The organism is Lederbergia graminis (assembly GCF_042655485.1).
Taxonomy (GTDB): domain Bacteria; phylum Bacillota; class Bacilli; order Bacillales; family Bacillaceae_C; genus Lederbergia; species Lederbergia graminis.
Genome location: NZ_JBHSMC010000001.1, coordinates 643,530 through 655,250, shown reverse-complemented (window position 1 = coordinate 655,250; position 11,721 = coordinate 643,530). Strand labels below are relative to the sequence as shown.

At 35.7% G+C, this 11,721-nt stretch carries 13 protein-coding genes; all 13 read left to right on the top strand.

Annotated elements, in window-relative coordinates; translation table 11 throughout:
• The first annotated feature begins 8 nt into the window (after positions 1-8).
• The 13 genes from fabD to trmD all read left to right on the top strand — a co-directional run bounded on the left by fabD (position 9) and on the right by trmD (position 11,573).
• Complete coding sequence (gene fabD / locus ACFPM4_RS03405; RefSeq protein WP_382347715.1) at positions 9-944, top strand: ACP S-malonyltransferase; 936 nt, start codon at positions 9-11, stop codon at positions 942-944.
• Positions 944-1,687 carry a 3-oxoacyl-[acyl-carrier-protein] reductase gene (gene fabG, locus ACFPM4_RS03400; protein WP_382347712.1) on the top strand — a complete coding sequence of 248 codons (744 nt, stop codon included), beginning with the start codon at positions 944-946 and terminating at the stop codon, positions 1,685-1,687. Before fabD ends, fabG begins: the two co-directional genes overlap by 1 nt.
• Positions 1,688-1,775: 88 nt before the next feature.
• The gene (locus ACFPM4_RS03395; protein ID WP_144920185.1) at positions 1,776-2,009 is read left to right on the top strand and encodes an acyl carrier protein; all 234 of its coding nucleotides are present in this window, start codon (positions 1,776-1,778) and stop codon (positions 2,007-2,009) included.
• A gap of 83 nt (positions 2,010-2,092) precedes the next feature.
• Positions 2,093-2,830 carry a ribonuclease III gene (gene rnc, locus ACFPM4_RS03390; RefSeq protein WP_382347708.1) on the top strand — a complete coding sequence of 246 codons (738 nt, stop codon included), beginning with the start codon at positions 2,093-2,095 and terminating at the stop codon, positions 2,828-2,830.
• A gap of 78 nt (positions 2,831-2,908) precedes the next feature.
• On the top strand, positions 2,909-6,475 hold the full coding sequence (gene smc / locus ACFPM4_RS03385; RefSeq protein WP_382347705.1) for a chromosome segregation protein SMC: 3,567 nt from the start codon (positions 2,909-2,911) through the stop codon (positions 6,473-6,475).
• Between the two features lie 18 nt (positions 6,476-6,493).
• The gene (gene ftsY / locus ACFPM4_RS03380; protein WP_382347702.1) at positions 6,494-7,480 is read left to right on the top strand and encodes a signal recognition particle-docking protein FtsY; all 987 of its coding nucleotides are present in this window, start codon (positions 6,494-6,496) and stop codon (positions 7,478-7,480) included.
• Positions 7,481-7,568: 88 nt separating this feature from the next.
• The gene (locus ACFPM4_RS03375; RefSeq protein WP_382347699.1) at positions 7,569-7,907 is read left to right on the top strand and encodes a putative DNA-binding protein; all 339 of its coding nucleotides are present in this window, start codon (positions 7,569-7,571) and stop codon (positions 7,905-7,907) included.
• An 11-nt stretch (positions 7,908-7,918) separates the two neighbouring features.
• On the top strand, positions 7,919-9,262 hold the full coding sequence (gene ffh / locus ACFPM4_RS03370; RefSeq protein WP_144920177.1) for a signal recognition particle protein: 1,344 nt from the start codon (positions 7,919-7,921) through the stop codon (positions 9,260-9,262).
• 97 nt (positions 9,263-9,359) lie between these two features.
• The gene (gene rpsP, locus ACFPM4_RS03365) at positions 9,360-9,632 is read left to right on the top strand and encodes a 30S ribosomal protein S16 (protein ID WP_144920175.1); all 273 of its coding nucleotides are present in this window, start codon (positions 9,360-9,362) and stop codon (positions 9,630-9,632) included.
• 11 nt (positions 9,633-9,643) lie between these two features.
• The gene (locus ACFPM4_RS03360) at positions 9,644-9,877 is read left to right on the top strand and encodes a KH domain-containing protein (protein WP_144920174.1); all 234 of its coding nucleotides are present in this window, start codon (positions 9,644-9,646) and stop codon (positions 9,875-9,877) included.
• 72 nt (positions 9,878-9,949) lie between these two features.
• Positions 9,950-10,342, top strand: a complete 393-nt coding sequence (locus ACFPM4_RS03355; protein ID WP_382347694.1) for a YlqD family protein — start codon at positions 9,950-9,952, stop codon at positions 10,340-10,342.
• A gap of 8 nt (positions 10,343-10,350) precedes the next feature.
• Complete coding sequence (rimM, locus tag ACFPM4_RS03350; RefSeq protein ID WP_382347691.1) at positions 10,351-10,869, top strand: ribosome maturation factor RimM; 519 nt, start codon at positions 10,351-10,353, stop codon at positions 10,867-10,869.
• Complete coding sequence (trmD, locus tag ACFPM4_RS03345; RefSeq protein ID WP_382348164.1) at positions 10,869-11,573, top strand: tRNA (guanosine(37)-N1)-methyltransferase TrmD; 705 nt, start codon at positions 10,869-10,871, stop codon at positions 11,571-11,573. Before rimM ends, trmD begins: the two co-directional genes overlap by 1 nt.
• Positions 11,574-11,721 lie beyond the last annotated feature (148 nt).

The window sequence follows — 11,721 nt, the reverse complement described above, 5'->3', positions numbered from 1 at the left end:
CGATAATAATGGGGAAAATAGCATTTGTCTTTCCAGGGCAAGGATCACAAACAGTAGGAATGGGACAAGCTATTGCTAACAGCAATAGCACAGCACAAGAAGTATTTAATACGGCAGATAAGCGTCTAGGTTACGACTTATCATCCATAATGTTTAATGGTCCACAAGAAAAACTTACGAAAACATATTACGCACAGCCTGCGCTCTTGACGGCTAGTATAGCTTTAGCACAAGTTTTACGAGAAGCAGGGATTGAGCCCGACTATACTGCAGGACATAGCTTGGGAGAGTATTCAGCCCTTGTTGCAAGTGGTGCACTTTCTTTTAGTGATGCAGTTTATGCTGTATCTAAGCGTGGAGAATTGATGGAAGAAGCGGTTCCAAACGGTGAAGGCACAATGGCAGCTGTATTAGGTTTAGAAAGAAATATACTAGCTGATATTACTGAAAGTGTAACGAAAGACGGTTTTCCTGTTCAATTAGCTAATTTGAATTGTCCTGGGCAAATTGTAATATCAGGAACAGTTGCAGGTGTCGAAAAAGCAGGTGCATTAGCAAAGGAAAGTGGAGCAAAACGGGTATTACCATTACAAGTTAGCGGTCCTTTTCACTCTAGTTTAATGAAGCCAGCAGCTGAAAAATTCCAATCTGTTCTACATGAGATAGAAATAAATGAAGCGCGAATACCTGTAATTGCTAATGTTACCGCTGAGCCAATTTCTGATATTGAAGATACATTAGTTAAACAACTTTATTCACCAGTATTATGGGAAGACTCAGTTGAAAAAATGATAGAATTAGGTGTAGATACATTTATTGAAGTAGGACCTGGGAAAGTATTATCTGGATTAATTAGAAAAATTAATCGAGATGTTAAAACTTATTCTGTACAAGATCCTGATAGCTGTCAGTCCGTTATTGATACATTAAAGGGGGTAAAATAATGCGATTAGAAGGGAAAGTAGCACTAGTAACTGGTGCTTCGCGTGGAATTGGAAAACAAATTGCACTATCATTAGCTCAACAAGGCGCGAGTGTGGTCGTTAATTACGCAGGTAGTGAAGCGAAGGCGAATGAGACTGTCGATGAAATAAAATCATTAGGTAGAGAAGCAATTACATATCAATGTGATATCTCTAACGGAGAAGCAGTACAAGAGATGATAAAAGAAACAGTTAAAACATTTGGAAAACTAGATATTTTAGTGAATAATGCCGGCATCACTCGTGATAATCTATTAATGCGTATGAAAGAAAATGAATGGGACGATGTTATAAATACGAATTTAAAAGGAGTATTTATCTGTACAAAAGCTGTTTCTAGACAAATGATGAAACAGAAGGCCGGAAGAATTATCAATATTTCTTCTATCGTTGGTGCAAGTGGAAACCCAGGACAAGCTAATTACGTAGCAGCAAAAGCAGGTGTTACCGGGCTAACAAAAACATCCGCGTTAGAGCTTGCTCCTCGTGGAATTACTGTAAACGCAGTGGCGCCAGGTTTCATCACAACAGATATGACAGACCAACTTCCTGAAGATGTTAAAGCTTCTATGTTAGAAAAAATTCCACTAGGAAAATTTGGAGAAGCTGAAGATGTTGCATCTCTTGTTACCTATCTTGCATCAGATGAAGCAAAATATATTACTGGTCAAACAATCCATGTGAACGGTGGAATGTATATGTAATTCTCCCAGTGTTTTTGGGAAAATTATATGAAGGGTATTTTTCTTTAGTAGGTTATCCTTTATAATGTCTTGAGGGGAGGTGAAAGTAATGGCAGATACATTAGAGCGCGTAACGAAGATTATTGTAGACCGTTTAGGTGTAGAAGAATCAAAAGTGACTTTAGAAGCTTCTTTTAAAGAAGATTTAGGAGCAGATTCCCTCGATGTTGTAGAGCTTGTCATGGAATTAGAAGATGAATTCGATATGGAAATTTCTGATGATGACGCAGAAAAAATTGCAACAGTAGGTGACGCTGTTAATTACATACAAAGTAATAACTAGTCGCTGGAGTATTGAAAGTGTCCCGTTAATTACTGACGGGACATTTCTCATTGATAATAAATTATCTCCAAGGTGGATTGAAAATGCGAAAATCGAATCGTGAACGAAATACTATTAAGAATAATATTATGCAAAATTTTTTTGAGTTCCAAGAAAAAATCGGCATTCAATTTAAAAATGAATCCTTATTAATGCAAGCTTTTACACATTCATCATATGTGAATGAGCATCGAAAAAAGCCATATGAAGACAATGAACGCCTTGAGTTTTTAGGTGATGCAGTTCTTGAATTAACTGTATCCCAGTATTTATTTAAAAAGTTTCCAATGATGAGTGAGGGTGAATTAACGAAACTCCGTGCTGCAATTGTATGTGAGCCATCTCTCGTAATGTTCGCTACCGAACTCAACTTTGGGGCGATTGTTTTACTTGGAAAAGGAGAAGAAATAACCGGCGGGCGTAATCGTCCTGCATTACTAGCAGATGCCTTTGAGGCATTTATAGGTGCGTTATATCTCGATCAAGGCTTAGATGTAGTTATTTCATTTCTTCAAATGGTAGTGTACCCAAAAGTAGATTCTGGTGCTTTTTCTCATGTGATGGATTTTAAAAGTCAACTACAAGAATATGTGCAAAGAGATGGTATTGGAGCTATCGAATACGAGATCTTGGAAGAAGAAGGTCCTGCTCATAATAGAATTTTTGTTTCTCAAGTATCACTTAATAGTGAAGTACTAGGAGTAGGCAGAGGGAAATCGAAAAAAGAAGCAGAACAACACGCAGCTCAAGTAGCATTAGCAAAATTAAAAGAAGAAAATTAAGGCATTATAATAGGTCGTCTTATCTTAAATTTTATAATTACAGGCTGTCATACGCTTTTAGAAAAGGAGTGAATGGTATTGTTCCTCAAACAACTAGAGATCATTGGCTTCAAATCATTTGCAGAAAAGGTTTCAATAGAATTTGTTCCTGGTGTCACAGCTGTTGTTGGGCCAAACGGGAGTGGGAAAAGTAATATAACAGATGCAATAAGATGGGTTTTAGGGGAACAGTCAGCTAAGTCCTTACGTGGTGGGAAAATGGAAGACATTATTTTTGCCGGGAGTGATTCTAGGCGGAAATTAAATTTTGCTGAAGTTTCCCTTACGTTGAATAACGAAGATAATGCATTACCAATTGAATTTAATGAAGTATGCGTAGCACGTAGAGTATTCCGAACTGGTGAAAGTGAATACTTGCTAAATGGTCAACAATGTCGCCTAAAAGATATTATTGATTTGTTTATGGATTCTGGTTTAGGTAAAGAGGCATTCTCCATTATTAGTCAAGGAAAAGTGGAGGAAGTGCTCAATAGTAAGCCTGAAGAAAGACGAACAATATTTGAAGAAGCAGCCGGAATCCTGAAGTATAAAACAATGAAGAAAAAAGCAGAAACGAAGCTTCAAGAAACGACAGAAAATTTAAATCGCGTCAACGATATACTTCATGAATTGGAAGTGCAAATTGAGCCGTTACAAATCCAAGCGTCTATCGCAAAAGATTATTTAGAAAAGAAAAAAGACCTTGAACACCATGAAGTTGCGTTAACAGTTTACGAAATTGGCGATTTGCATGGTAAATGGGAAAGAACAAAACAAGAGTTGGATAACTTAATTCAAAAAGAAGCAGAGTTAGCATTGAAAATCGAACATGATGAAAAAAATCAGGAAAAAAACCGTTCACAACTAACAGCTCTTGATGATAAGATTGCTGAATTGCAATCACAGCTATTAACGACTACTAAAACACTTGAAAAATTAGAGGGTAGACGAGAAGTTTTAAAAGAAAGAAAACGAAATGCTACACAAAATACAGACCAGCTAAAAAATAATATAGCTGAATTGAAAACAAAACTGCAATCACTTCAAGACAAGCAAGCAAAGGTAAAAAAAGAAGTGGTTGAAAAAGAACAAACAGTTAAGCAATTAAAGGGCTTACTTACTGAAAAACGAAATAAATTAAGCATGCTAGATGATTCAATTGAAGATACGATTGAATCTCTAAAAAGTGATTATATTGAAGTATTAAATGAGCAAGCATCCGCTAAAAACGAAATCAATTATTTGAATCAACAATTAAATCAACAAATAATGAAAAGTAATCGCTTGGATGGAGAAAATGAGAAATATATCGAACAACGAAGTGAAATTACTCAAAAGCTCCACGAAGCCACAACCGAATTAAAAGAGGTAGAAAGTGCAATCTCAGAACAACTCGCATTGTATGATGAAATTCAAAAAAATATAGCATCCTTAAAAGAACAGTATGAATCACAGCTAGCAATGATAAACCAAGCAAACCAGTATATTCAAAAAGCTCAGGCAAGAAAAGAAACGTTAGAAGAAATGAATGATGACTATACTGGGTTTTATCATGGTGTTAAAGAAGTACTTAAAGCTAAAAATCATACTCTAGAAGGAATTGAAGGTGCGGTTGCTGAGTTAATTCAAGTGCCAAAACAATATGCAGTTGCAATTGAAACAGCTTTAGGAAGTGCGATGCAAAATATCGTCGTTCAAACGGAAGAGCATGGTCGTCGAGCTATTTCATTCTTAAAGAGAAGACAATTGGGACGAGCAACTTTTTTACCTTTGAGCGTAATGAAAGAAAAAAAAATACCTGCTCAACAACGTGCTATTTTAAATTCCCACCATGCATTTGCAGGTATTGCTGTTGAACTAATTGACTTTAAAGACCACCATTCCCCTGCTATACATTACTTACTTGGTAATATTGTTATTGCGAAGGATTTATCAGGTGCAAATGAAATAGCCAAGTTATTACAGTACCGTTATCGAATTGTTACACTCGATGGAGATGTTGTGAACCCAGGTGGCTCCATGACAGGTGGTGCATCAAAGCAAAATACCGCATCACTATTAACTCGTAAAAGTGAATTGGAAGATTTAAAGACAAAGATAATTGAAATGGAAACAAAAACAAAGCAGCTTGAGCAGGTTTGGGAAGGTGTTAGAACTAATTTAGTGAAAGAAGAAGAACGACTCCATCAAGTTAGAATAAATGGTGAAGAGTTAAGGGGAAGGCAAAACGATTTAGAAGCAGAAATTGCAAAAATCGAAATGAGTAAGAAAAATATTGACGAACGTCTTGCTATATATGATCTGGAAACATCTGAACTTAAAAATGAGAAAGATAAAATTAGTGAGAGACTGAAAAGTTTATCCAATATAACAGCAAATAGTGAGCAAAAAATTAAGCAATTAAATGAAAAAATCGAACGTTTAACAAAACAGAGAAATTCGGAAAGACAGTCTAAAGATTCATTAACAAAAGAAATATCTGAGTTATCGTCTGATTTGGCTGTTGCAAAAGAAAAACTATCCGCAACTATCAGTTACGCGGAATCTCTTGAGATTGAAATAAACGATACAAACACTACTACTCAATCATTACTAGATGATCTTAATTGGTTGGAAAATGAGATGACTGGCCATCATTCTACTGAAGAACAATTAGAATTAGAAATTAAAGAACAGAAAAATGAGAGAGATAATATTGATGACTTACTTAATTCTAATCGTCAACAAAGAATGGAATTGCAAATTAAGGTAGAACAACTAGAAGCAGTATTAAAAGAGTGGAAGAGACTGCATCAAGGCACTAGTGTAATGTTAAAAGATACGGAAATTAAGACAAATCGCTTAGATGTAGAGCTAGATAATAAACTTCATAAACTAAGGGAGGAATATTCCCTATCTTATGAAGGAGCAAAAGAACAATATCCTCTTACTCTTTCTGTGGAAGAAACGCGTACAAAGGTAAAACTAATTAAAATAGAGATTGAGGAGTTAGGATCTGTTAACCTAGGAGCGATCGAAGAGTATGACAGAGTATACGAACGATATCATTTCTTATTAGAGCAACAGACAGATTTATCAGAGGCGAAAGCAGACTTATTCCGAGTAATGGATGAAATGGATGAAGAAATGGAGAGAAGGTTTAGTACTACTTTCTTTGAAATACAAAATCAATTTGAAAATGTTTTTCGTGCCTTATTTGGCGGAGGAAGAGCGGAATTGAAACTTACGAATCCTTCCGATATGCTAAATACAGGTGTTGATATTGTAGCCCAACCACCAGGAAAGAAATTGCAAAATTTAAGTTTATTATCAGGTGGAGAGCGGTCGTTAACAGCGATAGCATTGTTGTTTTCTATTTTGAAAATCCGACCTGTTCCTTTTTGTGTACTTGATGAAGTAGAAGCTGCACTAGACGAGGCAAATGTTCATAGATTTAGTTATTATTTACAAGAATTTAGTAAAGAAACACAATTTATCGTCATTACACATCGTCAAGGAACAATGCAAGGTGCGGATGTGTTGTATGGAGTTACGATGCAAGAATCAGGAGTCTCAAAAGTGGTGTCTGTTAAATTAGAAGATACGGCAGAAGTGGCGAAGATATAACGAAATGGGGGAGTAATCATGAGTTTTTTTAAGAAATTAAAAGAGAAGTTTACGACCCAAACCGATAATGTAACGGATAAATTTCGTAATGGTTTGGAAAAGACGAGAAATAGTTTCACTGGTAAAGTGAATGATTTAGTAGCTCGTTATCGTAAAGTAGATGAAGATTTCTTTGAAGAGTTAGAAGAAATACTTATACAAGCAGATGTTGGTTTTGAAACTGTATTGGAATTAGTAGAAGAATTAAAAAATGAAGTAAAGAGACGTAATATTAAAGACCCTAATGATGTACAAGCAGTTATTTCCGAAAAACTAGTAGACATTTATCAATCAGGAGATGATTCAACTAATAAGCTGAATCTAGTGGAAGATGGATTGACAGTCATCTTATTTGTTGGAGTTAATGGTGTAGGAAAAACAACTACTATTGGGAAGCTCGCACATAAATTTAAACAAGAAGGAAAAAAAGTATTATTAGCAGCAGGAGACACGTTCCGTGCCGGTGCTATTGAGCAACTAGAAGTATGGGGTGAACGTGTTGGTGTTGATGTTATTAAACAAGTAGAGGGATCTGATCCTGCTGCTGTTATGTTTGATGCATTGCAAGCAGCAAAATCTAGAAATGCAGATATACTGTTATGTGATACTGCAGGTCGTTTGCAAAATAAAGTCAATCTAATGAAAGAACTAGAGAAAGTAAAACGAGTAATTGAACGTGAGGTACCAGGTGCTCCACATGAAGTATTAATCGTTTTAGATGCTACTACTGGGCAAAACGCATTAATTCAAGCAAAGACCTTTAAAGAATCAACAAATGTTACAGGAATTGTATTGTCTAAACTCGATGGAACTGCTAAAGGTGGTATTGTTCTTGCTATTCGCAATGAATTAAAAATACCAGTGAAATTCGTAGGTCTGGGTGAGAAAGTAGATGACTTGCAAGAATTTGATGCTGAGAAGTATGTATATGGATTATTTTCAGACTTAATTGAGAAGGAAGCGTGAGTACAACGCTTCCTTCTTCTTGACAAATGAATAGCTAGTATGTAAAATTTTAGTGTAAAGGTTTTTAACTTAACAAGGTGGGATCTACATGACGATGCTAGAGAAAACAACGCGGATTAATTTTCTATTCGATTTCTATCAGGCGTTGTTAACTCCAAAGCAACGCAGTTATATGACCCTATACTATCTTGATGACTATTCACTCGGAGAAATTGCGGAAGAATTTAATATTAGTCGGCAAGCAGTGTATGACAATATTAAACGTACTGAATCAATGCTTGAAGACTACGAAGAGAAATTAAGATTATTTCACAAATTTCAAGAGCGTGGTAAAATCATGAGACAATTGGATCTTTGTTTAAGTGAAGAAGATATCAATAAAGAGAAAATTGATCAATATTTGAATTTGCTCAAGGAATTGGATTAGGGGGCGGCAATATGGCATTTGAAGGTTTGGCCGACCGGCTGCAGGCAACTATGCAGAAAATCCGAGGCAAAGGTAAGGTTACAGAATCCGATGTTAAGGAAATGATGCGTGAAGTTAGACTAGCTTTACTCGAAGCAGATGTTAACTTTAAGGTTGTCAAACAATTTATTAAAAAAGTAAGTGAAAGAGCAGTTGGACAAGAAGTGATGAAAAGTCTCACTCCTGGCCAACAAGTTATAAAAGTAGTAAAAGAAGAATTAACAGAGTTAATGGGTGGGGAACAAAGTCAAATAGCTGTTGCTAAAAAACCGCCTACTGTAATTATGATGTCCGGCTTACAAGGGGCAGGTAAAACTACTTTTACAGGAAAACTAGCAAATCTGCTGCGCAAAAAGTATAATAGGAATCCACTTTTAGTAGCAGCTGATATTTATCGACCAGCTGCAATCAAGCAACTGGAAACGCTAGGTAAACAACTGAGCCTACCTGTGTTTTCACTTGGGGATCAGGTAAGTCCTGTAGAAATTGCTAGGCAAGCAATTGAAAAAGCAAAAGAAGAACATCATGATTATGTACTTATCGATACTGCAGGTAGACTTCATATTGATGATCAGTTAATGGATGAATTAAAGGAAATTAAAGAGGTTGCTAAACCTGACGAAATTTTCTTAGTTGTTGATGCGATGACTGGTCAAGATGCAGTAAATGTTGCACAGAGCTTTAATGAGCAATTAGAGATATCCGGTGTAGTATTAACTAAGCTGGATGGCGATACACGTGGAGGTGCAGCACTATCAATACGTGCCGTTACCAATAAGCCTATTAAATTTATTGGTACTGGGGAAAAGATGGATGCATTAGAACCTTTCCATCCTGAACGTATGGCTTCTCGAATTCTCGGTATGGGTGATATGCTGACACTTATTGAGAAGGCTCAAGCATCTGTTGATGAGGATAAAGCAAAAGAGTTAGAAAAGAAATTCCGCACAGCTTCTTTCACCTTAGATGATTTCTTAGAACAGTTAAGTCAAGTGAAAAATATGGGGCCACTCGATGAATTATTAAAAATGATGCCTGGAGCAAATAAAATAAAAGGCATGAACAATTTGCAAGTCGATGAGAAGCAAATTGGTCATGTAGAAGCAATTATTCGCTCTATGACTACAAAAGAAAAGCTCGAACCAGAAATAATTAATGCTAGTAGACGTCGTAGAATTGCAAAAGGGAGTGGAACAACCGTTCAAGAAGTAAATAGACTTCTGAAGCAATTCGAAGAGATGAAAAAAATGATGAAGCAAATGACAGGAATGCAAGGAAAAGGCAAGAAAAAAGGCTTTAAATTTCCATTTATGTAATATTTTTTTCGTTCTGTTAAGAAAAAATACTTTACAGCAAAAAATACTTTTGATATTATAATATCTTGTGTGAAACTATTCGGAGGTGCTAGTAAAAATGGCAGTAAAAATTCGTTTAAAACGTATGGGAGCAAAAAAATCTCCTTTCTATCGTATTGTTGTAGCTGATTCTCGTTCACCACGTGATGGACGTATTATCGAAGAAATCGGAACTTATAATCCGGTTGCACAACCAGCTCAAATCGCAATTAAAGAAGAGTTGGCATTAAAATGGTTACAAGATGGTGCAAAACCTTCTGATACAGTTCGTAACCTTTTCTCCACTCAAGGCATTTTGGAAAAATTCCATAACGCTAAACATAGCAAATAATTGTGATAGATATGCAAAATCTAATCTTGTCGATTGTAAAGCCGATTGTTGATTATCCCGACGATGTTCGGGTGAGTGTAAATGAGGAAGAGCATCGTATTACTTACCATTTGAATGTCAATGAACAGGATATTGGGAAAGTAATTGGACGACATGGTAGAGTTGCGAAAGCAATTAGAACCGTTATCTACGCAGCAGCAGGATTAAAACAACATAAGAAGGTTTATTTAGAAATCGACGAATAGGGAGGCTTAAACACCTCCCTTTTTCTGTATAAATTTAAGGTATACATATTATAATGAGCGGAGGATGATATGATGAGAATTCTCCAAACTGTTTCTGTAAAACAAATATTAACGGAAACGAGTAAGAATAATTTACTAGAAAAATTTAAACATAATAAACAGCAACTGAAAAAAGAATGTGATCAATTATTATTTGAAATGCGAAAGATGGAAAGAACTCGTAAAATGGTATCTGGTAGTTTAAAGTCCCAATTTGACAAGGAAATCGATATCCGCAAAGAGAAAGTAAAATTAATTGAATTTCAAATGGAACAATTAGAAATATTACCATTAGGTAGTGAACTCCATGACCAAGAGGTTCAAGCGATTATCGACGTACAAGTAGGAGATAATTGGGATGAAATTAATAATGGAAAAACTATTGTAGTAAAAGATGGTATTGTTACAGAAATTCGTGAAAGGTGAGTGAGAGTTTGGAGAGTTGGTTTAACGTTGGGAAAATCGTAAATACCCATGGAATTCAAGGAGAAGTAAGAGTAATTTCGAGGACTGATTTTCCGGAAGAAAGATATACACCTGGAAACCACCTTCATCTTTTTATCCCAGGTCAAAAGCAGCCAATTGATGTAGTCGTCAAAACCCATAGAAGGCATAAAAATTTTGATTTACTAAGTTTTGAAGGTTTAAATAATATTAATGACGTAGAAAAGTGGAAAAATGGTATTTTAAAGGTGACAAAGGAGCAGTTACAAGAGTTACCTGAAGGTGAATACTATTTTCATGAAATTATCGGATGTGACGTTGAAACAGTCGATGGTGAACATATAGGAAAAGTAATAGAAATATTATCCCCTGGTGCTAACGATGTATGGGTTGTGAAGCCGGATGATGGTAAAGAAATACTTATACCATATATAGATGAGGTTGTTTTGAGTGTTTCAGTTGCAGACAAAAAAATTACAATTGAACCGATGGAAGGATTAATTCCATGATGAAAATTGATGTTTTATCCCTTTTCCCAGAAATGTTTACAGGTGTATTAGGATCATCGATTTTAAAGAAAGCAGCTGAAAAAGAAGCGGTTTCATACCAAATTATAAACTTCCGAGATTTCTCTAATAACAAGCACCAATCAGTTGATGACTACCCATATGGTGGTGGAGCAGGAATGGTATTAAAACCACAACCTATTTTTGATGCAGTAGATCATCTGAAGGAACAATCCCAAACAAAACCAAGGGTAATCCTACTATGCCCCCAAGGAGAACAATACACTCAACAAAAAGCAGAAGAATTCGCAAAGGAAAGTCACTTAATTTTTATTTGTGGACATTATGAAGGCTATGATGAACGGATACGAGAGCATGTAGTTACAGATGAAATTTCCATTGGAGATTATATATTAACAGGTGGAGAATTAGGTGCAATGGTAATGATTGATTCCATTGTACGATTAATTCCAGGTGTACTAGGTAATGATGACTCACCAATTCAAGATTCGTATTCAACTGGCCTGTTAGAACATCCTCATTATACTAGACCAGCAGATTTCAGAGGGTTGAAAGTACCTGATGTTTTATTATCTGGTAACCATCAAAAAATTCATGAGTGGCGAGAAAGCGAATCTTTAAATCGAACAAAAACAAGAAGACCAGATTTATATGATAAATATTTGCGATCAAAAAACAAAAAATAGTAATCATTTTTTCTAAAAGTATAATTGCAATCAAAAAGCGTGTATGTTAATATATTCTTTGTGACTAAGGACTAAATAAAGTCTTAGGTCTGGAACAACGGTGTTCCGCTGCAAGGGATATTGTTTGCATGAACGTCGGTTGGAAGGA